21 protein-coding genes are annotated in these 22,097 nt (G+C 69.2%); 14 read left to right on the top strand and 7 right to left on the bottom strand.

Annotated features, from left to right (window positions below):
• Positions 1 to 15: 15 nt before the first annotated feature.
• The gene (locus U6958_RS02805; RefSeq protein ID WP_016450243.1) at positions 16 to 921 is read right to left on the bottom strand and encodes a MaoC family dehydratase N-terminal domain-containing protein; all 906 of its coding nucleotides are present in this window, start codon (positions 919 to 921) and stop codon (positions 16 to 18) included.
• 207 nt (positions 922 to 1,128) lie between these two features.
• On the opposite strand from U6958_RS02805, the gene U6958_RS02800 reads away from it, so the two are divergent.
• The 10 genes from U6958_RS02800 to U6958_RS02755 all read left to right on the top strand — a co-directional run bounded on the left by U6958_RS02800 (position 1,129) and on the right by U6958_RS02755 (position 12,155).
• A complete protein-coding gene (locus U6958_RS02800) occupies positions 1,129 to 2,046 on the top strand; it encodes an SDR family NAD(P)-dependent oxidoreductase (RefSeq protein WP_016452187.1) in 918 nt (305 codons plus the stop codon).
• A gap of 169 nt (positions 2,047 to 2,215) precedes the next feature.
• Positions 2,216 to 3,109 carry a MaoC family dehydratase gene (locus tag U6958_RS02795; protein ID WP_016450245.1) on the top strand — a complete coding sequence of 298 codons (894 nt, stop codon included), beginning with the start codon at positions 2,216 to 2,218 and terminating at the stop codon, positions 3,107 to 3,109.
• A gap of 51 nt (positions 3,110 to 3,160) precedes the next feature.
• Positions 3,161 to 3,958, top strand: coding sequence for an enoyl-CoA hydratase/isomerase family protein (locus U6958_RS02790; RefSeq protein WP_012202133.1), 798 nt, complete (start codon positions 3,161 to 3,163; stop codon positions 3,956 to 3,958).
• Positions 3,955 to 5,256, top strand: a complete 1,302-nt coding sequence (locus tag U6958_RS02785; RefSeq protein WP_074921219.1) for an acetyl-CoA hydrolase/transferase family protein — start codon at positions 3,955 to 3,957, stop codon at positions 5,254 to 5,256. The genes U6958_RS02790 and U6958_RS02785 overlap by 4 nt, the downstream gene beginning before the upstream one ends.
• A gap of 43 nt (positions 5,257 to 5,299) precedes the next feature.
• Positions 5,300 to 6,508: an acetyl-CoA C-acetyltransferase gene (locus U6958_RS02780; RefSeq protein WP_013800084.1), complete on the top strand. Its 1,209-nt coding sequence runs from the start codon at positions 5,300 to 5,302 to the stop codon at positions 6,506 to 6,508.
• A 193-nt stretch (positions 6,509 to 6,701) separates the two neighbouring features.
• Positions 6,702 to 7,709 carry a tripartite tricarboxylate transporter substrate binding protein gene (locus tag U6958_RS02775; RefSeq protein WP_074921258.1) on the top strand — a complete coding sequence of 336 codons (1,008 nt, stop codon included), beginning with the start codon at positions 6,702 to 6,704 and terminating at the stop codon, positions 7,707 to 7,709.
• 14 nt (positions 7,710 to 7,723) lie between these two features.
• The gene (locus U6958_RS02770) at positions 7,724 to 9,232 is read left to right on the top strand and encodes a class I adenylate-forming enzyme family protein (RefSeq protein ID WP_074921218.1); all 1,509 of its coding nucleotides are present in this window, start codon (positions 7,724 to 7,726) and stop codon (positions 9,230 to 9,232) included.
• A gap of 338 nt (positions 9,233 to 9,570) precedes the next feature.
• Entirely contained in the window at positions 9,571 to 10,542 is a 972-nt protein-coding gene (locus U6958_RS02765) for a tripartite tricarboxylate transporter substrate binding protein (protein WP_016450255.1), read from the top strand.
• The gene (locus U6958_RS02760) at positions 10,520 to 10,780 is read left to right on the top strand and encodes a hypothetical protein (protein ID WP_016450256.1); all 261 of its coding nucleotides are present in this window, start codon (positions 10,520 to 10,522) and stop codon (positions 10,778 to 10,780) included. Before U6958_RS02765 ends, U6958_RS02760 begins: the two co-directional genes overlap by 23 nt.
• Positions 10,764 to 12,155, top strand: a complete 1,392-nt coding sequence (locus tag U6958_RS02755; protein WP_016450257.1) for an amidase — start codon at positions 10,764 to 10,766, stop codon at positions 12,153 to 12,155. The genes U6958_RS02760 and U6958_RS02755 overlap by 17 nt, the downstream gene beginning before the upstream one ends.
• A gap of 71 nt (positions 12,156 to 12,226) precedes the next feature.
• Here the strand turns inward: U6958_RS02755 and U6958_RS02750 are convergent, their stop codons facing one another.
• The 5 genes from U6958_RS02750 to fmdA form a co-directional block, all read right to left on the bottom strand.
• A complete protein-coding gene (locus U6958_RS02750; protein WP_016450258.1) occupies positions 12,227 to 13,357 on the bottom strand; it encodes a zinc-dependent alcohol dehydrogenase family protein in 1,131 nt (376 codons plus the stop codon).
• A complete protein-coding gene (locus U6958_RS02745) occupies positions 13,354 to 14,595 on the bottom strand; it encodes an ABC transporter substrate-binding protein (RefSeq protein WP_074921217.1) in 1,242 nt (413 codons plus the stop codon). Before U6958_RS02745 ends, U6958_RS02750 begins: the two co-directional genes overlap by 4 nt.
• Positions 14,596 to 14,741: 146 nt before the next feature.
• Positions 14,742 to 15,767 (bottom strand): tripartite tricarboxylate transporter substrate binding protein, encoded by a 1,026-nt coding sequence (locus tag U6958_RS02740; protein WP_074921216.1) that lies wholly within the window; start codon positions 15,765 to 15,767, stop codon positions 14,742 to 14,744.
• Between the two features lie 146 nt (positions 15,768 to 15,913).
• Entirely contained in the window at positions 15,914 to 16,267 is a 354-nt protein-coding gene (locus tag U6958_RS02735) for a zinc ribbon domain-containing protein (protein WP_034397657.1), read from the bottom strand.
• Between the two features lie 17 nt (positions 16,268 to 16,284).
• A complete protein-coding gene (fmdA, locus tag U6958_RS02730; protein ID WP_074921215.1) occupies positions 16,285 to 17,517 on the bottom strand; it encodes a formamidase in 1,233 nt (410 codons plus the stop codon).
• 366 nt (positions 17,518 to 17,883) lie between these two features.
• Here fmdA and U6958_RS02725 point away from each other — a divergent pair, with 366 nt between their 5' ends.
• From U6958_RS02725 to U6958_RS02710, 4 genes are read left to right on the top strand one after another with little or no spacing between them, the layout of a single operon-like run.
• Positions 17,884 to 18,288 carry a Zn-ribbon domain-containing OB-fold protein gene (locus U6958_RS02725; protein ID WP_026062701.1) on the top strand — a complete coding sequence of 135 codons (405 nt, stop codon included), beginning with the start codon at positions 17,884 to 17,886 and terminating at the stop codon, positions 18,286 to 18,288.
• Complete coding sequence (locus U6958_RS02720; protein ID WP_017406617.1) at positions 18,285 to 19,496, top strand: thiolase; 1,212 nt, start codon at positions 18,285 to 18,287, stop codon at positions 19,494 to 19,496. The genes U6958_RS02725 and U6958_RS02720 overlap by 4 nt, the downstream gene beginning before the upstream one ends.
• A 22-nt stretch (positions 19,497 to 19,518) precedes the next feature.
• Positions 19,519 to 20,676 carry an acyl-CoA dehydrogenase family protein gene (locus U6958_RS02715; protein ID WP_013800068.1) on the top strand — a complete coding sequence of 386 codons (1,158 nt, stop codon included), beginning with the start codon at positions 19,519 to 19,521 and terminating at the stop codon, positions 20,674 to 20,676.
• A gap of 14 nt (positions 20,677 to 20,690) precedes the next feature.
• A complete protein-coding gene (locus U6958_RS02710) occupies positions 20,691 to 21,119 on the top strand; it encodes a PaaI family thioesterase (protein ID WP_017406618.1) in 429 nt (142 codons plus the stop codon).
• A 29-nt stretch (positions 21,120 to 21,148) separates the two neighbouring features.
• Here the strand turns inward: U6958_RS02710 and U6958_RS02705 are convergent, their stop codons facing one another.
• Positions 21,149 to 22,063 carry a LysR family transcriptional regulator gene (locus tag U6958_RS02705; protein WP_012202113.1) on the bottom strand — a complete coding sequence of 305 codons (915 nt, stop codon included), beginning with the start codon at positions 22,061 to 22,063 and terminating at the stop codon, positions 21,149 to 21,151.
• Positions 22,064 to 22,097 lie beyond the last annotated feature (34 nt).

Raw genomic sequence — 22,097 nt, 5'->3', positions numbered from 1 at the left:
CGGTGTTCAGGGGTCTCAGGCCAGGGTGGCTTTTCCGGTCATGGTCAGCCAGCCTTCGTGGTCCTGGGCCCAGAGTTCAATGGTCTTGCCGTCTGCAGAAGGCTTGCCGTGCACGCTGAAGGCATGCAGGTCGAAGGTGGGACGCACGGCCTTGAACTCGAAGGACAGCACGCGCGCCTGGGGCAGCTCGCGGCGCAGCAGGTCCAGCAGCAGGGTGGCGATCAGCGGGCCGTGCACGATCAGGCCCGGATAGCCCTCCACGCCCGTGACGTAGCGGCGGTCGTAGTGGATGCGGTGGCCGTTGAAGGTCAGGGCCGAGTAGCGGAACAGCAGCACGTCGTCGGGAACGATGGTGCGCGACCAGGTTTGCTGGCCGTCCAGCGGCGGCTTCTGCGGCGTGGGCGCGGGATCGCCGGGCTGGGCAGCGGCGCGGTAGACGATGTCGTGCTCCTCGGTCAGCGCCAGGCCCTGGTCATTGCTGTAGGCATGCTCGACCAGCACGAACAGCAGCTCGCCCGAGCGGCCGCTCTTGTGGCTGACCGAGCCGATGGTGGAGCGGCGCTGCACCTTCTGGCCCACCTGCAGCGCGTTGCCGGCCTCCCAGCGCAGGCGCCCGCCGGCCCACATGCGGCGCGGCAGCGGCACGGGCGGCAGAAAGCCGCCACGGCGCGGGTGGCCGTCGGGGCCCAGCTCGCTTTGGCGTGCATGGGGCAGGAAGTACATCCAGTGCCACAGCGGCGGCAGCGCCGTGCCGTCGGCGGGCTCAGGGTCTTCCCGGTCCAGCGTGGCCGACAGCGCGGCCACGGGCGCGGCCGTGATGCTGTCTGCCAGGGTTTCGCTGCGGCCCTGCCAGGACTGAAGATGCGCCAGCGCGGCGGCGTCGAGGGTGTCGGTAGCTTGCTTGTCTGTCATGGCCGCCATGGTCGGTGCAAGCGCGGCGGCCCGCAATCCGCGTTTTCTTAAGCAAGCCTTTGGCCGCGCTGAAGGCTGGGCCGGCGCGGCCTGTCCGCCGCTGCTTTCATTCCCGCGAAGTCCGCCCTTGTGATTGGCGAATGGCGCGGCCCGGCGTTTGCCGGCATCCTTGGTCCCGACTTCTTTCCAACGAACACTGAACGGGGACGACAGGCCATGGCGCAGAAAATGATGCAGGACAAGGTAGTGGTGGTGACGGGTGCCGGCGGCGGCATCGGGCGCGACATGGCGCTGGCCATGGCGGCCGAGGGCGCCAAGGTGGTGGTCAACGACATAGGCACCTCCACCACGGGCGAGGGCACGGACGCCGGCCCGGCGCAGAAGGTGGTCGATGAGATCAAGGCCGCAGGCGGCCAGGCCGTGGCCAACACCGACAGCGTGGCCGAGGCCGCCAGCGCGGGCCGCATCGTGCAGTGCGCCGTGGACAGCTTCGGCCGCATCGACGGCGTGGTCAACAACGCCGGCATCCTGCGCGACCGGTTCTTCCACAAGATGAGCCTGGACGAGTGGGACGCCGTCATCAAGGTCCACCTGTACGGCAGCTACTACATGAGCCGCGCGGCCGCCAACCATTTCAAGGAGCAGGAAAGCGGCGCCTTCGTGCACATGACCTCGACCTCGGGCCTGATCGGCAACCTGGGCCAGGCCAACTACAGCGCGGCCAAGCTGGGGCTGACGGCCCTGTCCAAGTCCATCGCGCTGGACATGCAGAAGTTCAACGTGCGTTCCAACTGCATCGCGCCGTTCGCCTGGAGCCGCATGATCGGCTCCATCCCCACCGACACGCCCGAGCAGCAGGCGCGCGTGGCCAAGATCCAGCAGATGACGCCCAACAAGATCGCCCCGCTGGCCGTCTACCTGTTGTCCGACGCGGCCCGCGACGTGAACGCCCAGGTCTTCGCCGTGCGCAACAACGAGATCTTCGTCATGAGCCAGCCGCGCCCGCTGCGCTCGGTGCACCGCAGCGAAGGCTGGTCGCCCCAGTTCATTGCCGAGCACGGCATGCCTGCGCTCAAGGCATCGTTCGTGCCGCTGGACCGGTCCGCCGACGTTTTCAGCTGGGATCCTGTTTGAACGACACCCCCTGAGGCGCTACGCGCCTTCCCCCTCTCTACTCGCTTCGCGAGGGAGGGGGACGACACCCTCGGTGCGGGGCGGCCCTTCCTCGGTGTCCCTGAGTCGGGCCGCGCCAGTTGCGAGGGTTGAAGCGCGCCAGCGCAATCAAACACTGAGAGGAACCGTGATGGCCATCAGCTATCAGCACCTGAAACAGCGCCCCTTCGAGCCCGTGCGCCAGCACTATGGCGAGCGCGACACCATGCTCTATGCATTGAGCCTGGGCCTGGGCAGCGATCCGCTGTGCGCCGACGCCCTGCCCTTTTTCTACGAAGGGGCGCCCGGGGGGCTGCGCGCCCTGCCCTCGCAGGCCGTGGTGCTGGGCTATCCGGGCTTCTGGGCGCGCGAGGCCGATACGGGCATCGACTGGGTGAAGCTGCTGCATGGCGAGCAGCGCATGCGGCTGCACCGCCCGCTGCCGGCCAGCGCCGACGTGGTGGGCCACAACCGCATCACGCACCTGACGGACAAGGGTGAGGGCAAGGGCGCCATCATGGTCACCGAGCGGCGCCTGGAGACCGCCGGGGGCGAGCTGCTGGCCACCGTGCAGCAGGTCAGCTTTCTGCGCGGCGATGGCGGCTACAGCCTGCTGGACGGCGGCCAGCCCAGCGACGCGCCCCTGGCGCCGCTGCGCCCCACGCCGGAGGACCGCGCGCCCGACTTCACCGACACCCAGGCCATACGCCCCGAGGCCGCGCTGCTGTACCGCCTGATGGGCGACTACAACCCGCTGCATGCCGACCCGGCCGTGGCGCGCAAGGCCGGCTTCGAGCGGCCCATCCTGCATGGCCTGGCCAGCTATGGCCTGGTGGCCCATGCCGTGCTGCGCCAATGCGGCGACCGCAATCCCGCGCGCCTGAAGGCGCTGGATGTGCGCTTCACCGCGCCCGTCTATCCCGGGGAGACCCTGGTCACCGAGATCTGGCGCACGCCCGACCAGCCCTGCCAGCTGCAGTTGCGCGCCCGCGTGCTCGAACGCGACAAAGTCGTGCTGAGCCACGGCTACGCCGAACTCGCCTGATGCACGGCGGCCTCGCAAGAGGCCGCTCCTTCCCCCTGCCCTGGAGTTCCCATGAACACCTCCCCCGTATTGACCTCCGTCCAGGACGGCATAGGCACGATCACGCTGAACCGGCCCGAGGCCCGCAACGCGCTCAACCAGGCCATGCGCCCGGCCCTGGCCGCCGCCGTGGCGCAGATGCGCGATGACGCGCAGGTGCACACCGTCATCCTCACGGGCGCGGGCGGCGCATTCTGCTCGGGCGGCGACATCAGCCAGATGATGGATGCCAGCCAGGCCGGCCTGCCCTGGCGCCAGCGCATGCGCAGCCTGCACCAGTGGTTTCCCGAGCTGGTCAACCTCGAAAAACCCGTGATCGCCGCCGTGGACGGCCCGGCCTTCGGCGCGGGCCTGAGCCTGGCGCTGGCCGCCGACTTCGTGCTGTGCACGCGGCGCGCGAAGTTCTGCGCCGTGTTCGGCCGCATCGGCCTGGTGCCCGACCTGGGCGCCATGCACATGCTGCCGCGCATCGTGGGCCTGCAAAAGGCCAAGGAGCTGGTCTTCACCGCGCGCACCGTGCAGGCCGAGGAAGCCAGGTCGCTGGGCATGGTCTACGAGATCGTGGAAGACGGCGAGGCCCTGCAGGCCGCCGCCGTGGCACTGGCGCGGCGCTTCGGCGAGGCATCCACGGCCGCCATCGGCATGGCCAAGACGGCCATGAACCAGGCCTTCGAGCTGGACGCACGCGCCATGGCCGAGCTGGAAGCCTATGCCCAGACGATGTGCCGTGGCTCGGACTACCACCAGGAGGCGGTGCAGCGCTTCAAGGACAAGCAGCCCACGCGCTTCGACTGGGACCGCGCGCCATGAGCGTGCTGTCGCCGGACGCCCTGCAAGAAAGGCTGCAGGCCCTGATCCACCCCGGCGACACCCTGTGGTGGGGCCAGGCCACGGCCGAGCCGCTGACGCTCACGCGTGCCGTGGTCGCGCAGCGCCATGCACTGGCCCGGCACGGTGGCCAGGGCCGGCTGCGCGTCTTCGTGGGCATGGGCGCATCGGACACGCTGCAGCCGGCGCATGCCGACGCCATCGACTTCTTCGGCTACGCGGCCGGCGGCCCCCACCGCGCGCTGGCGCAGGCCGGAGTGCTGGACATCCTGCCCAGCCACTACTCCCACCTGCCCGGCCTGATCGACGAGGGCCTGCTGCCTGCCGACGTGGTGCTGCTCCAGGTCTCGCCACCCGATGCACAAGGCCGCTACAGCCTGGGCCTGGTCCATGAGTACCTGCCGGCCGCCATACGCAAGGCGCGCGTGCTGATCGGCGAGGTCAACCCCGCCATTCCGTGGACGCACGGCAGCCTGCACCTGCAGGCCGGCGACTTCGCCCTGCTGGTCGATGCCGAACACCCTCCGCCGGACCAGGCGCGCAGCGCACCCGGCCCTGCCGAGCAAGCCATTGCAGGCCATGTGGCCGCCCTCATCGAAGACGGCGCCACGCTGCAGGTGGGCGTGGGCAACCTGCCCGAGGCCGTGCTCGCCGCCCTGCACGGCCACCGCGACCTGGGCCTGCACAGCGGCGCCGTGGGCGACGGCATTGCAGCCCTGGCCGAAGCCGGCGTGCTGACCCACGCGCGCAAGAGCCAGGACCGCGGCGTGGGCATCGGCGGCATCCTCATGGGAGGCGAATCGCTCAGGCGCTGGGCCCACCGCAACCCCGCCCTGCAACTGCGCGAGACGCGCTACACGCACGACCCCGAGGTGCTGGCCGCCAGCCACAGGCTGGCCGCCATCAATTCGGCGGTGGAGGTGGACCTCACGGGCCAGATCAACTCCGAGGTGGCGGGCGGCGTCTACGTGGGCGCCGTGGGTGGCGCCGTGGACTTTCTGCGCGGCGCGGCACGCAGCCGCGGCGGCCTGCCCATCATCGCCCTGCCCGCCACGGCCAGGGGGGCCACGCGCATCGTCGCGCGGCTGTCCGGCCCCGTCAGCACGCCGCGCAGCGACGCCGGCCTCATCGTCACCGAACACGGCGTGGCCGACCTGCGCGGCCAGACGCTGTCGCGCCGCGTGAAACGGCTGATCGACATCGCGGCACCGGAGCACCGCGCCGACCTGGAACAACAGGCACATACCCTGCTGCGCCAATGCGGCGCAGCCTTTTCCTGATCCACTGATCCCCTGATCCACTGATTCCCAAGGAGACAACACCATGCGCAGAGCCGCCATCGTCACCCCCCTTCGCACGCCCGTGGGCACCTTCGGCGGCAGCCTGCGGCCGGTATCGGTCGAGGAGCTGGCCGCCACCACGGTGCGCGCCGTGGTCGAGAAAAGCGGCATCGACCCCGCACGCATCGACGACGTGGTCTTCGCCCAGTCCTACGCCAGCAGCGAGACGCCCTGCGTGGGCCGCTGGGCCGCGCTGCAGGCCGGCCTGCCGGTGACGGTGCCGGGCATGCAGCTGGACCGGCGCTGCGGCGGCGGCCTGCAGGCCGTGGCCACGGCGGCCATGATGGTGCAAAGCGGCGCCGCCGACGTGGTGATCGCGGGCGGTGTGGAGAGCATGAGCAACATCGAGTACTACAGCACCGACATGCGCTGGGGCGCGCGCTCGGGCAATGTGCGCTTCTACGACCGGCTGGACCGCGGCCGCGAGCGCTCCCAGCCCGTGGAGCGCTTCGGCAAGATCTCGGGAATGATCGAGACCGCCGAGAACCTGGCGCGCGACTACGGCATCAGCCGCGAGGCAGCCGACGCCTATGCCGTGCGCAGCCACCAGCGCGCCGCCGCCGCCTGGGAGGCGGGCCGCTTCGCCGACGAGATCGTCCCCGTCAAGGTGCCCCAGCGCAAGGGCGACCCCGTGCTGTTCACGCGCGACGAAGGCTTTCGCGCCGACGCCACCACCGACAGCATGGGCAAGCTGCGCGTGCTCATGCCCAATGGAACGGTCACGGCCGGCAACGCCAGCCAGCAAAACGACGCCAGCGCCGCCTGCCTGATCGTGGCCGAGGACCGGCTGGCCGAACTGGGCCTCACCCCCATGGCCACCCTGGTGGGCTGGGCCGCCGCAGGCTGCGAGCCCTCGCACATGGGCATAGGCCCCGTGCCCGCCGTCAAGAAACTGCTGGCGCGCCTGAACCTCACGCTGGACCAGATGGACCTGGTCGAACTCAACGAAGCCTTTGCCTGCCAGGTGCTGTCCGTGCTCAAGGGCTGGGAGTGGAACGACCAGGGCGCCATAGACCACAAGCTCAACGTCAACGGCTCCGGCATCTCCCTGGGCCACCCCATAGGCGCCACCGGCGTGCGCATCCTGGCCACCCTGCTGCACGAGCTGGAGCGCCGCAAGGGCCGCTATGGGCTGGAGACCATGTGCATAGGCGGCGGCCAGGGGATTGCGGCGGTGTTCGAGCGGGTGTGAGCTTCCCGCCTCAATCCGCCCGCGCCCCCGACGCCAGGATTGCCCTAACAGCCGGCAAACCCTGGCTTTGGCAAAAGCAGATTCCCAAGAAGCGCCCGCCTGCGCACCATTGCCTGCATGTCCGGCGCAGACCGGGCGCGCCGCCGTGCAGGCCACGGCAGCGCTTCATTCATCTTTTGCAGGAGACATGCACATGCCCGCCCAACACCGCCGCAAGGCCCTGGCCACCCTGGCCCATGCCCCGCTTCTGGCGTCCCTGGTGACCGCCCTAGCCACCCTGACCGCCCTCCCCGCCGCCGCGCAGGACGCGCAGCCCGTGCGCCTCATCGTGGGCTACTCGGCCGGTGGCCCCGTGGACCAGGGCGCCCGCCTGCTCAGCGTGGCGCTGACCAAGGAGCTGGGCGCCTCGGTGGTGGTGGAGAACAAGCCCGGCGCCAACGCCACCATGGCCGGCAGCGAGGTGGTGCGCGCCAGGCCCGATGGGCTGACGCTGTGGTTCGCGGCCAGCCCCACCATCACCATCAGCCCCAACGTGATGAGCAAGATGTCCTTCGATCCGGCCCGTGACCTCACGCCCGTGGCGCCCGTGCTCAGTTACTACAACGTGCTGGTGGTCAACAACAACGAGCCCTACAGGACCACGGCCGAGCTTGTGGCCTATGCCAAGGCCCATCCGCAAAAGCTCAACTACGGCTCGGCCGGCGTGGGCGGCTCCAACCACCTGGGCGCGCTGCTGTTCGCGCGGCGCAGCGGCATCGAGATGAACCACATCCCCTACAAGGGCAACGCACCGGCCATGACCGACGTGATCGGCGGCCAGCTGAGCATGATGCTGGACATCATCAGCACCGCCAGCAGCTACATCCAGGGCGGCAAGGTGCGGGCCATCGCCGTCACCTCGCCGCAGCGCAATGCGTCCCTGCCCGATGTGCCCACCTTTGCCGAGTCCGGCATCGAAGGCCTCAAGAGCTTTGACGTGGGCGGCTGGTATGGCGTCTATGGGCCCAAGGGCATGTCGCCCGAACTCGTGGCCCGCCTGAACAAGTCCATCAACGCCGCCCTGGCCCAGCCGGAGCTGCGCAAGCGCCTCAAGGAACTGGGCTACGAAGAGTGGACCGGCGCACCCCAGAAACTGGCCGAGCGCGGTGCAAAAGAACGCGCGATGTGGGCCACCGTCACGCAAGGCATTGTGGTGGACTGAGGGATACGCGGAGCATGAATCAACGAATACACCATCTGCTGGACCGCTGGCTGGCCGAAGCGCCGCAGCGTCCCTTCATCCACCTGCCCGACGGCAGCAGTCTGAGCTTTGCCGATCTGGGCGCGCTGGCGGACACGGCCGAGACCGAGCTGCGCGCGCTGCAGGTGCGGCCCGGCGACCGCGTGCTGGTCGTGGCCGAGAACTGCCCCGAGCATGCGGCGCTGATCCTGGCCTGCAGCCGCGTGGGCGCCTGGTCCTGCGGCGTGAACGCACGCATGGCGCCCGGCGAGATCGATGCCTTTGCGGCCAAGGCCGATGCGCGCGTGGTGTATTTCACCTCGGCCGCATCGGACAGCGCCAGCGGCCACGCGCGGCGCTTTGGCGCAGGCGACTCGGCCCTGGCCGGCATGCAGCACAGCCCCGTGCGCGCTGAGGCGGTGGCCGAATCCGGCGCGCTGCAGGACGAGGTGGCGGCGCTGATCTTCACCTCGGGCACCACGGGCACGCCCAAGGGCGTGATGGTGGGACATGACGCGCTGACGCTGTTCGCGCGCGTCTCGGCCACATCCCGCGGCCTGGGTCCGCAGGACCGCAGCTACGCCTTCGTGCCCATGACCCATATCTTCGGGCTGGGCACGGTGCTGCTGGCCTCGCTGCATGCGGGCGCGCAGATGGTGATGCGCCCGCAGTTCGACCCGGCCGACCTGCTGGATGCGCTGGCGCGCCACGGCATCTCGCAACTGCAGGGGCCGCCTGCGCTGTACGCGCGCTTGCTGGCCCATCTGCAGGAGCAGGGCATTGCACACCCTCAGGCGCCGGCGCTGCGCTATGTCTACACAGGCGCAGGCCCGCTGGACCTGACGCTCAAGAAACGCGTGGAGGCCGCCTTCGGCCAGGCGCTGCACCATGGCTACGGCCTGTCGGAATACGCAGGGTCGGTCCACCTCACGCGACAGGGCGAGCAGCGGCCCGACACCAGCGCCGGCTACGTGGTGGAAGGCGCCGAGGTGCGCGCCGTGGACCCGGCCACGGGCCGGCCCCTGCCGGTGGGCGAGCGCGGCGAGCTGTGGATACGCGGGCGCGGCCTGATGCACGGCTACTTCCGCGATGACCAGGCCACGGCCGCCGTGATGCGCGAGGGCGGCTGGTACGCCAGCGGCGACCTGGGCGAGCTGCATGCCGACGGCGCGCTCTTCGTGGTGGGGCGGCTCAAGGAAATGATCATCCGCTCGGGCTTCAACGTGTATCCGGCCGAGGTGGAACTGGCGCTCAACGAGCTGCCCGGCGTGCAGCGCAGCGCCGTGGTCGGCCGCCCCGAAACCGATGGCAACGAGGAGGTCATCGCCTTCGTCGAACTGCAGCCCGGCGCCACGCTGGACAACGCTGCCGCGCGTGCCCACCTGCGAGAACGGCTGGCGCCCTACAAGCTGCCCGCCCGCATCGTGCCCCTGTCCGAGCTGCCCACCAGCCCCAACGGCAAGGTGCTCAAGCGCCTGCTGCAGGAACAGGCGCTGCGCGTTTGAGCCAACACGCCCGCTGAATCGTTGCGCCGGTGCCACTGCCGGTGCAACCTTTCACCCTCCCTGCCCTGAATCCCGACGCGCGCCAAGGCCATCGCCGTCGGAAACCCTTATCTGCGGCATCGATGCAACACCCCTACGCCAAGCGTGGCGCAGGCCTTGCACCCCTTCTTTCATGATGTAAAACTATGGAACTTAATATCTCGATAGTTTAAAAAGATTCATTAACTGAACGCTTGCCAGGCCCGGGCTGCAGGCAGCCGCAGTGGTGCACATCCCATGTGCCTGCTCACGTCTGCAAAAAGACAAGCCCCATTTCCGCAACCATTTGAATCAAGCGAATGAAAAAAATCCTCAATCTGATTTTCGGAGGTATTTTCCTGATCGCTGCCAGCTTGGTTCATGCGGCCTGGCCAGACCGGCAGATCACGCTGGTTGTACCTTTCCCGGCAGGCGGTGGCACCGATATCGTGGGGCGCATCATCGCCAAGGAGCTTGCACAACGCCTGCGCGTCAACGTGGTGGTGGAAAACCGCCCTGGCGCCTCGGGCAACATCGGTGCGCGCCAGGTCTCCAAGGCCCGTCCCGATGGATATACGCTGCTGATCTGCTCCACGGCCCAGACCATCTCGGGCGCGCTGTACACGCAGGCCGGCTATGACGTGGTCAACGACCTCGAAGCCATCTCCACCATCAACGACGGTCCTCTGGTGCTCATCACACGCCCGGGCCTGAAGCTGGCGTCGGTGCAGGACCTGATCGAGCTGGCGCGGCGCAGCCCCGGCAAGCTGACCTACGCCACGCCGGGCTACGGCAGCGCGGGCCACATGGCGGCCGAGGCCCTGAGCCTGGCCGCCGACATACGCATGCTGCACATCCCCTACCAGGGCGCCGCGCCCATGATGAGCGACCTGGTGAGCGGCCAGGTCGATATCGCCTTCGACCTGCTGATCACGGCCAAGCAGTATGTGCACCAGGGCAAGGTCAATCGCGTGGGCGTGGCCACGCGCGAGCGCTCGCCCCTCATGCCCGACTGGCAGACGCTCAGCGAGCAAAGCCCGGCCCGGCTCGGCAATTTCAACGAGACCTCATGGAATGTGCTCATGGCACCCAAGGGCACGCCGGCCGCGATAGTGAACGCCATCAATGCACAGATGAAAAATATCCTGACCGACGAAAAGGTGCAGAAGAAATTCATGGAGCTTGGCAGCATTCCCCTTTGGAAATCCGTGGACAGCACCAAGGCATTCGTATCCGACGACGCCAGAAAATGGAGAAAGGTGGTCAGTGATGCCGGCATCGCGAAAATCTGAAATACCCCCTTCGCCGCAGAAACTGGCAGGGCCCGATGTCAATGCGCTGCACGAATTGCTCAATGCGCTGAAAAAGCACGGCATCGACATCCCCTTCGAGCGGCTGGGACCCATCCTGGCGGAGCACCAGTTGCTGATGGAGCACCGCGGCCTCGTCAACGAACTGGCGCATGAGGCGGGACCCTCGCAGATCCACACCACCATCTCCCGTCAGAGCAAGCATGAGCGGCAGTCCTGAACTTTCGATACGACAGATGGCCAGCGCGCTGCGCGCCGGCAAGACCACTTCGGAGATGCTGACCCGGGCGGCGCTGGGACGCATCCGCGCCATGGACATCGACATCCATGCCTTCACCAATCTCGATGCCAGCGGTGCCATGGAGGCTGCGCGCAACGCAGACATGGCGCGCGGAGAAAGCGCCGATCTGCCGTTGCTCCACGGCATTCCCGTGGCCATCAAGGACGTCTACGACGTGGCCGGCCTGCCGACCACCTGCCAGTCCTGGCTGAGCCTGGACTATGTGCCCGAAGACGATTCCACGCCGGTGCGGCGCCTGCGCGATGCGGGCGCCGTCATCCTGGGCAAGCTGGCCACGCATGAGTTCGCCATCGGCGCGCCCAGCCCCGACCTGCCGTTTCCCGCAGCCCGCAACCCCTGGGACCTGGCCCATATCCCGGGCGGATCGTCGTCGGGCTCGGGCGCCGCCATTGCGGCAGGCTTCACGCGGCTGGCCCTGGGCACCTGCACGGGCGGCTCCATCCTCATACCGGCCGCCTGGTGCGGCGCCGTGGGGCTGAAACCCACCTACGGCCGCGTCTCCAAGCACGGCGTGTTCCCCCTGGCCTGGACGCTGGACCACTGCGGCCCGCTGTCGCGCAGCGTGGAGGATGCGGCCATCGCGCTGCAGGTGCTGGCCGGGCACGACCCGCTGGACCCGGCCAGCTCCACCGAACCCGTGGACGACTACTGCACGGGGCTGGAGCAGGGCGTGAAGGGCCTGACCATCGGCGTGCCGCAGGACCACTTCCAGTCGTCGCCCCAGGCGTCGCCCACGTTCCTGTCGGCCTTCGACCGCACGGCCGCGCTGCTGGCCGAGGCCGGCGCCCGTCCCATCCACGTGAGCCTGCCCCACAGCCAGCAGTTCCTGGCGGCCGGCCGCGTCATCCTCAGTGCCGAGATGTTCACCATCCATGCGCAGGACCTGCGCTCGCGCCCGCTGGACTATGGCGAACTCACGGCGGCGCGGCTGCTGCTGGGCGCCACCGTGTCCTCGGAGGACTACCTGAACGCCCTGCGTGTGCGCCGCATGCTGGCGGCGCGCGTGGACGCTGCGCTGGACCGCTGCGACGTGCTGCTGACCGCCATCACCCTGGATACGGCGCCGCGCTTCGACCCCATGCCGCATTTCCGCCACTGGCCGGTGCAGACCCATGCCTTCAACGTGACCGGGCACCCGGCCGTCAGCGTGCCGGTGGGCCTGTCACCCCAGGGCCTGCCGCTGGCCGTGCAGGTGGTGGGACGCTACTTCGACGAGGCCCGCATCCTGCAGGTGGCCCGGGCCATCGAGCGGCTGACCGGCTGGGAAAACCAGCTGCTGCCCGACGGCACCTGACCGCCGTGCTTGGCTTGGACACAGCCGCAGCAGCAGCAGTCCCGGTCCTCGCTGGTCGGCCTGACCTCCTATCAGGCCTCCATGCGGATGATCTGGCGTATGGCCTCGCCACGCGCCAGGCGGTCGAAGCCCTCGTTGATCTGGTCCAGCGTCAGGTGGCCGGTCACCAGCCGGTCCACGGGCAGCCTGCCGGCCGCATGCAGGGCCAGGTAGCGGTCGATGTCGCGGCGCGGCACGCAGCTGCCCATGTAGCAGCCCTTGAGCGTGCGCTCCTCGGCTACCAGGTGCCAGACCGGCAGGCTGATGGCCTGGGCGCTGGAGGGCAGGCCCGCCGTCACGGTCTGGCCGCCGCGCCGCGTGATGCGGTAGGCCATCTCCAGTGCCTTGGCCGAGCCCACCATCTCGAAGGCATGGTCCACGCCGCCGCCCGTCAGCGCCCGCACCTGTTTGACGGCATCCTCGTCGCCGGCGTTGACGGTGTCGGTGGCGCCGAAATCGCGCGCCATGGCCAGCTTGTCGGCATTGAGGTCCACGGCCACCACGCGGGCCGCGCCCGCCGCCGCCGCGCCCATCACCGAGGACAGGCCCACGCCGCCCAGCCCCACCACGGCCACGCTCTGGCCGGGGCTCACCCTGGCGGTATTGGCCACCGCGCCCACGCCGGTCATCACGGCGCAGCCGAACAGCGCAGCCAGCTCCAGCGGCACCGACTTGTCGATGCGGTGCACGCCGCGGCGCGAGAGCACGGCATGCTCGGCAAAGGCCGAGACGCCGACGAAGTGCGAGATGGGCTGGCCATTGCGCGACAGGCGCCTGGCGCCCGACAGCAGGGTGCCCGCCACGCCGGCCTGGCCTGCGGGCTCGCACAGCACGGGCCGGCCCTCGGCGCAGGGCTGGCAGTTGCCGCAGCCGGGCACGAAGAGCATGACCACGTGGTCGCCCACCTCCAGGTCGGTCACGCCCTCGCCCAGCGCCTGGATCACGCCTGCGGCCTCATGGCCGAGCACGATGGGCGTGTCGCGCGGACGGTCGCCGTTGATGATGGACAGGTCGGAGTGGCACACGCCTGCGGCGGCCACCTTGACCAGCACTTCGCCGGGGCCGGGCGGCGCCAGGTCCACCTCCCAGATCTCCAGCGGGCGGCTGTCGGCATAGGGCGCGGCTGCGCCCGTTCTCGTGAGTACGGCGGCGCGTGTCTTCATGATGTCTTCACCAGCTTGCAGCTGCTCCTGGACAGCGGGCGGAAGGCCTCGTCACCGGGGATGGTGGAGAGCACCTTGTAGTAGTCCCAGGGGTATCTGGATTCCTCGGGCTTCTTGATCTGCACCAGGTACATGTCGTGCACCATGCGGCCGTCCTCGCGCACCTTGCCGTTCTGGGCGAAGAAGTCCTCGATGGGCATCTGCTTGAGCTGGCGCGCCACCGCGTTGCCGTCGTCTCCCCTGGTGGCCTGCACGGCCTTGAGGTAGTTGGTGACGGCCGAGTAGGCGCCCGCATGGATCATGGAGGGCATCTTCTTCATCTTCTCGAAGAAGCGCCGCGACCAGGCGCGCGTGGCTTCGGTGCGGTCCCAGTAAAAGCCCGTGGTCAGCACCATGCCCTGGCCGTAGCGCAGGCCCAGCGCATGCACGTCGTTGATGAACAGCAGGTTGGGCACCAGGGTCTGCCTGGGCGCGATGCCGAACTCGTGCGCGGCCTTGATGGCGTTGACCGTGTCGCTGGTGGCATTGGCCAGGTTGATCACCGAGGCCTTGGACGCCTGGGCCTGCAGCAGGAAGGACGAGAAATCACTGGCGTTGAGCGGATGGAAGGTGGTGCCCACCAGCTTGCCGCCGCCGTCTTTCAGGAAGTCGGTCACATTGGCCGTCATGGCCTTGCCGAAGGCATAGTCCACGCCCAGGATGAACCAGTCCTTCTTGCCCTGGGCCAGGATGCCGCGCACCGCGCCATTGGCCAGCGCATAGCTGTCGTAGGTGTAGTGGATGGCCGTGGGCGCGCAGTGCTCGTTGGTGAGGATGTCCGAGGCGCCGCCGGTGTTGATCACCATCTTGCCGCGCTCGCGCGCCAGGTTGTTGACGGCGATGGCGACGGCCGTGTTGTTGATGTCCACGATCAGGTCCACGCCGTCGCGGTCGAACCAGGTGCGCGCATGGGTGGCGCCCACGTCGGCCTTGTTCTGGTGGTCGGCCCAGACCACCTCGATCTTCCTGCCCAGCACCTGGCCGCCGAAGTCGGCCACGGCCATCTTCGCGGCCTCGACGGAGCCGCGCCCCGCCGTGTCCGCGTACAGGCCCGACATGTCGCTGAGCACGCCGATGCGCACCACATCGTCCGATATCTGCTGCGCCTGCGCCGCCGCCGTCCACAGCAGGCCGGCGCCCAGCGCGCAGCCGGCAGCGCGCGCCTTGGTCAAGCCGCCTCGCATCAAGCCTTTCCGCATATCCGTCTCCTTGTCTCGGGGTTGTTTTTCTGGATACCGAAGGCAAGCCTAAGCAGGCCATGGCGGCCCGCCTATGCGCAATTGCGAAAGGCGGGGTTGCAGCGCTGCGAAGCCGGGTTTGCCCCGAGTCCGGCCCGCCGCCGCGCTCAGTCCGCCTGGATGCCGGCCACCTTGACCACCTGGGCCCATTTGCGCAACTCGCTGCTCAGGCGCTCGCGCATCTGCTGCTGGGTGCCGGGGTCGGCCTCGGCGCCGGCCGTCAGCAGGCGCTGGCGCACGGCGGCATCGCGCAGCGCGGTGTTGAAGTCGGCGTTGATGCGCGCCAGCACGGCGGGCGGCGTGCGGGCCGGCGCAAACAGCGCGGCCCAGGAATAGGCCTCGTACTCGGGCAGGCCCGACTCGGCAATGGTGGGCACCTCGGGCAGCATGGCCGAGCGCTGGCGGCTGGCCACGCCCAGCACCTTGATGCGGCCGGACTTGATGTGCTGCAGCGCGCTGGGCGCATCGGCAAACATCAGCTGCACCTGGCCGCCCAGCAGGTCGTTCATGGCCGGCGCGCTGCCCTTGTAGGGAATGTGCTGCAGCTTGATGCCTGCATGCATGTTGAACAGCTCACCGGCCAGGTGCGTGCCGCCGCCATTGCCCGAGGAGCCGAAGCTCAGGCCGTTGCCGGACTTGGCCAGCGCGATCAGCTCGCGCACATTGCTGGCGGGCACCGAGGGATGGGCCACCAGGAAGACCGGGAACATGGCCGCAAAGCTCACGGGCGCGAAGTCGCGCTCTATGTCGTAGGTCATCTTCGGCTGCAGCGCCGGGTTCACCGCATGGTGGATGGAGCCCACGAACAGCGTGTAGCCGTCGGCAGGCTCCTTGGCTGCGAGGGCAGCGCCCACCATGCCGCCGGCGCCCGCGCGGTTGTCCACCAGGTTGGGCTGCTGCCAGATCTCGCCCAGCTTCTGGGTGAAGGCGCGCGCCGTGGTGTCCACGGGACCGCCGGGCGGAAAGGGCACGATGAAGCGCACGGGCCGCGAGGGCCAGGCATCGGCCGCATGCGCCACCCGGGCTGCGGGAAACAGGCTGCTGGCAGCCAGCGCGCCGCCGGCGGACAGCAGGCGGCGGCGCTGCGACGAAAAGGAAGACGGGCAAGAGGATGGGAGGGAAGACGGGGGCATGGCGAAACTCCGGGCAACGGGCGGCGGCTTGCCGCGCGGCCCATTCTGGGCAAGCCGGCCTGCGCCGTGTTTCGCGAATGTGGAAGGCGCGCTTCCAGGGCTCCCAAGCGGTGGAAACCCTGGGAAGCGGTCCACTCCGATGCAGCCTAGTGGCTGATCATCCAGGGCCGCCGCGAGGGCGCGGACTTTGCGCCGTTGGGTGCCGTCACCGTGGCGCTGCGCCGGCCCGATCCGCAGCAGCCGCAGCCTGCCGGGTGCTTGAAGCGCGCATAGCCATGGTCATAGTCGCGCGAGCTGGCGGGCTCGTGGCGCGCGCGCTCGTTGGTGTCCATGGCGCGGCGCGTGCCGTCGGCCATCAGCGCCAGCCGGGGCGCGGCGGCCAGCACGCGCGCAGCCGCCGTGCCGCAGCCGGGGCAGGCTGCGGGCTCGTCGCGCAGGCGCAGCGGCCGCAGGGCCTCGAAGCCGCCGCATTGCGCGCAGTCGTAGTCGTAGGTGGGCATGGGCGGGCTCCTTGGCGTCAGCGCAGGTCGGGGGACAGGGGCATGTCCACGCTGCCGTCGAACTGGACGACGGTCCCTGCGGCGTTGGGGTTGATGTCGAAGTCGAAGATGCCCGTGGGCAGCCACAGCGTGGCGCAGGAGTTGGGCACGTCCACCACGCCGCTGATATGGCCCTGCACGGGCGCCGTGCCCAGGATGGAATACGCCTGGGCGCCGCTGTAGCCGAACTTCTTCAGGTATTCGATGGCGTTCAGGCAGGCCTGGCGGTAGGCCACGTTGACATCCAGGTAGTGCTGCCTGCCGCTCTCGTCCACCGAGATGCCCTCGAAGATCAGGTAGTCGTCATAGCGCGGCGTGATGGGGCTGGGCTTGAAGATGGGGTTCTTGATGCCGTACTTGGCCATGCCGCCCTTGATGAGGCTGACCTTCATGTGCACCCAGCCGGCCATCTCGATGGCGCCGCAGAAGGTGATCTCGCCGTCGCCCTGGCTGAAGTGCAGGTCGCCCACGCTCAGGCCGGCGCCGTCCACATAGACCGGAAAGAACACCTTGGCGCCGCGCGACAGATCCTTGATGTCGCAGTTGCCGCCATGCTCGCGCGGCGGCACGGTGCGTGCGCCTTCGGCGGCGGCCTTGTCGCGGGCCTCGCCGCGCATCTGGCCCATGTGGGCCGTGCCGGCCGACGGCGGGTTGGCCAGGCCGGGCACGCGCTCGGGATCGGTGGCGATCAGGGCGCGCTCGCGCTCGTTCCACATCTCCAGCATGGGCCGGTCAGGCAGGCAGCCGATGAGGCCGGGATGGATGAGGCCGGGGAAGTTCACGCCCGGGATATGGCGCGAGCTGGTGAACATGCCCTTGAAGTCCCAGATCGATTTCTGGGCCGAGGGGAAATAGTCGGTCAGGAAGCCGCCGCCATTGTTCTTGGAGAAAAAGCCGTTGAAGCCCCAGAGGCTGTCGGGCTTGGCGCCGATGTCCAGCAGGTCCACCACCAGCAGGTCGCCGGGCTGGGCGCCCTTCACGCCCACGGGGCCGGACAGGTAGTGCACCGTGGTCAGGTCGATGTCGCGCACATCGTCGGCGCTGTCGTTGTTCTTGATGAAGCCGCCGGTCCAGTCGTAGGTCTCCAGGATGAAGTCGTCGCCGGGCTGGACCCAGCAGGCCATGGGAATGTCCGGGTGCCAGCGGTTGTGGACCCTTTCGTTGTCGGTGGGCGGGCGGTTCAGGTCCACCTTGATCAGCGTATCCGTCATGTGCAAAAACCTCCTGGGTGGGTGGGGATCGACAGCGGAGAACGGGCCGGGGTGCGGCACGCCATTGCCGGCCTTCCTGTGGCGCCACGCCGTGCCAAAGCGGCGGCGCGCCCTCGGTGCGCCGGCAGGCGGCGCAGGGCGGGTATGAAGAAAAGGCCGGGAATGCATAAACACCATAGCAGCCGTGCCTGCCGGCCCGCCTAGGCAGCAACCCTGGGTTGACAGCCGGACGCCGGCGCTGGTGAAGCCACCCTTCCAGATTGGCGAATTGAAGCGGCCCCGCGATGCGGGCATGCTGGCGGACAGCCGCTGCCCTGCATGCCGCCGGGCGCAGCGCCAAGAACACAAAGAATGGAAACACCGCCCATGCACCTGAGCGCACAGACCCACTACCAGGCCGAACTCGATGCCGGCCGTTTCTGCATACAGCAGTGCCCGCAATGCACGCGCCATGTCTTCACCCCGCGCGAGCTGTGCCCGCACTGCGGTGCCAGCCCGCTGCGCTGGGTGCGCGCCAGCGGCCAGGGCACGGTCTACTCCACCTCCACCGTCGCACGCAAGAGCGATGCCGGCGGCGACTACAACGTGGCCCTGATCGACCTGGACGAAGGCGTGCGCATGATGGGCCGCGTCGAAGGCATTGCGCCGGCCGACGTGCGCATAGGCCAGCGCGTGAGCGCCCATGTGGCGAGCAAGGACGGACGCGGCCTGGTGCTGTTCCAGCCCGCGCTGCAACCGGCTCCACAGGCTTCCCGTGGAGGTGCAGCATGAACACCCGCATCCCCCAATCCACCCTGGACGCCGCCGCCGTGAACCGCCCGCTGCGCGGGCGCGTGGCCATTGCCGGCGCCGCCACCTATGGCTGCGGCGAGGCGCCTGGCATGGACGACATGACCCTGCTGGTGCGCGCCGCCCATGCGGCCGTGGCCGATGCGGGCCTGACCATGCAGGACATCGACGGCCTGGCCACCTGCAGCGTCAACGCCAGCATGTGGACCATGCCCGTGATCGAGCACCTGGGCATCAACCCCACCTACGTGGACGGCACGATGATCGGCGGCAGCAGCTTCATCGCCCACCTGCTGCCCGCCATCCGCGCGCTGGAGGCCGGCCAGTGCAAGGCCGTGCTGGTGTGCTACGGCAGCGCCCAGCGCTCGGCCACCTTCGGCCGCAAGGAAGGCCAGGCGGCGCGGCGATTCCTGGACCCGCAGCCCTACGAGTTCCCCTACGAGCCCGTGCTGCCCGTGACCGCCTATGCGCTGGCGGCCGCGCGCCACATGCACGAGTTCGGCACCACGCGCGAGCAACTGGCCGAGGTGGCCGTGGCCGCGCGTGCCTGGGCGCAGCTCAACCCCGAAGCCTTCATGCGCGACCCGCTGACCATCGAGGACGTGCTCTCGGCCCGCCCCATCGCCAGCCCCTTGAGCGTGCGCGACTGCTGCCTGGTGACGGACGGCGCAGGCGCCATCGTGCTGGTGCGCGGCGAGCGCGCCCGCGACCTGCCGCGCCCCCCCGTCTACGTGCTGGGCAATGCCACGGCCATCTGGAACCGCCAGATCTCCTGCATGCCCGACCTGACCACCACGGCTGCCGCGCAGTCGGGCGCCCAGGCCTTTGCCATGGCCGGGCTCACCGCTGCCGACATGGACATGGCCCAGGTCTACGACGCCTTCACCATCAACACCCTGCTGTTCCTGGAGGACCTGGGCTTTTGCGCCAAGGGCGAGGGCGGCGCCTTCGTGTCCGGGGGCGGCATCGCGCCCGGCGGGCGGCTGGCCGTCAACACCAACGGCGGCGGCCTGTCCTGCGTGCACCCGGGCATGTACGGCATCTTTGCGCTGATCGAGGCCGTGCGCCAGCTGCGCGGCGAGGCCGGCCAGCGCCAGCTGGGACGCCACCGCACGGCCGTGGTGCACGGCAACGGCGGCACGCTGTCAAGCCAATCCACGGCGGTGCTGGGAACCGCCGAAACCCTCTGAACCGCACAGGAAGCACACCGCAATGATCCGCGACCAAGAAACCCTCGAAGCCCTGCTGGACAGCGTGCGCCGCTTTGTGCGCGAGCGCCTGGTGCCCGCCGAGAACGAGGTGGCCGAGACCGACGAGATTCCCGAGTCCATCGTGCAGGAGATGCGCAACCTGGGCCTGTTCGGCATGACCATCCCCGAGCAGTTCGGCGGGCTGGAGCTGACCATGGAGGAAGAGGTGCGCGTGCTCTTCGAGCTGTGCCAGACCGCGCCGGCCTTCCGCTCGGTGATCGGCACGACCGTGGGCATAGGCTCGCAGGGCATCCTCATCGACGGCACGCCCGAGCAGCAGGCCGCCTGGCTGCCCAAGCTGGCCACGGGCGAGATCATGGCCTCGTTCGCGCTGACCGAGCCCGAGGCGGGCTCGGACGCGGCCTCGCTGCGCACCACCGCCATCAGGGACGGGGACCACTATGTGGTCAACGGCAACAAGCGCTTCATCACCAATGCGCCGCATGCGGGCATGTTCACGCTGATGGCGCGCACCGACCCGGCCAACAAGGGCGCGGGCGGCGTCTCGGCCTTCATCGTGGATGCGAAGTCGCCGGGCATCAGCTTCGGCAAGAACGACGTGAAGATGGGCCAGAAGGGCGCGCACACCTGCGACGTGTTCTTCGACAACGTGCGCGTGCCGGCGGCCAACCTCATCGGCCTGAAGGAAGGCCAGGGCTTCAAGACCGCCATGAAGGTGCTGGACAAGGGCCGCATCCACATCGCGGCCGTGAGCGTGGGCGTGGCGCAGCGCATCCTGCGCGACGCGCTGAACTATGCGCTGGAGCGCAAGCAGTTCGGCCAGCCCATCTGCGAGTTCCAGCTGGTGCAGGCCATGCTGGCCGACAGCCAGGCCGAGCTGTATGCGGCCGAGTGCATGGTGATCGACGCCGCGCGCCGCCGCGACGAGGGCCGCAACGTCTCCACCGAGGCCTCGTGCTGCAAGATGTTCGCCACCGAGATGGTGGGCCGCGTGGCCGACCGGGCCGTGCAGATCCTGGGCGGCTCGGGCTACCTGGCCGAGTTCGGCATCGAGCGCTTCTACCGCGACGTGCGGCTGTTCCGCCTGTACGAAGGCACGACCCAGATCCAGCAGGTCATCATCGCGCGCAACATGGTGCGCGAGGCGCGCGCCGCATGAGCCACATGAGCCGTATGAGTGCACCGCCCCCCGACCGCAATGCCTTCATGCGGCTGATCGGCGCCTCGCAGGTGCCCGCGCCGCCCGGCAAGGTCCATGTGCGCCTGCCCCACATGCGCGAGGAACTGCTCAACCAGCTGCCCGCCGCGCACGGCGGCGTGCTCATGACGCTGCTGGACTCCGTGATGTCGCGCGCCGCCGGCGAACTGCCCGGTGCGCCATCGCAGACCGCCGTGACGGTGGAGATGAGCAGCCGCTTCCACCGCCCGGGCAAGGGCGCGCTGCTGGCCGAAGGCTGGGTGGTGCACGCCAGCCGCAGCCTGTGCAGCTGCGCGGCGCAATTGCTGGACGAGGACGGCAAGCTCGTGGCCACGGCCACCGGCACCTTCAAATACTGGCTGGCACCGACCACGCTGGACCGGGGCACGGCCCAGGCCGACTGAACCGGCGGCGGTCGGCGGTCGGCGGGCCCCTACTCCAGCGTGAGCCGGCCCTGTGCGTCGGCCACCAGCAGCTCCACCAGCTCCTGGGCGAAGGACGGCAGGGCCTCCAGGCTGCGCACGCAGATCTGCATCTCGCGCACCGACCAGGCATCGGACAGCGGCACGATGGCGATGTCCATGGAATGCGCATGGCGGCTGGCGGCCGATTCGGGCAGCACGCCCACGCCCACGCCGGACTCGATCATGCGGCAGGCCGTCTCGAAGTTGCCCACCTGGATGCGCTGCTTGATGGGCCGGTGCAGTTGGTCGCTGGCCTGGCGCAGGAAGGCGTGGATGGCGCTGGATTCGTGCAGGCCCACATGGTCCAGGTCCAGAGTGTCGGCAAAGGCCATCTGCATCTCGCCATCAAGCGCATGGCCGCGCGGCACGACCAGCACCAGGCGGTCGCGGCGGTAGGGCAGGGTCTCCAGGTTCTCGGTGCGCACCAGGCCGGCGACGATGCCGATATCGGTCTGCCCCTCGGTCACGGCACGCACGATGTCGTGCGACAGGCGCTCGCGCAGGTCGATGTTCACGTCGGGATTGCGGCGCAGGTAGTGGCGCAGCACGGGCGGCAGGAACTCGCCCAGCGAGGTGGTGTTGGCAAACACCCGCACATGCCCCTTGATGCCGCGCACGTACTCCTGCATGTCGCCGCGCAGGTGCTCGATCTGGCCCAGCACCATGCGCGCATGGGTGACGAAGGCCTGGCCCGGCGGCGTCAGCGTCACGCCCTGGCTGGTGCGGTACAGCAGCTTGGTGCCGATGCTCTCTTCCAGGTTCTTGATGCGCGTGCTGGCCGCCGGCAGGGAGATGAAGGAAAGTTCCGCGCCACGCGTCATGCTGTTGGCGTCGGCGATGTGCACCATGAGGCGCAGATCCACAAGATCGAAATGCATGGCCATCCGGCATTGTAGAAAGCCGCAGCGGCCCCGGCTG

The sequence above is a fragment of the Delftia lacustris genome (assembly GCF_040267515.1).
Lineage (GTDB): Bacteria > Pseudomonadota > Gammaproteobacteria > Burkholderiales > Burkholderiaceae_C > Comamonas > Comamonas tsuruhatensis.
The sequence above is the reverse complement of the archived record's forward strand: the minus strand, read 5'-3'. Positions and strand labels throughout refer to the sequence as shown.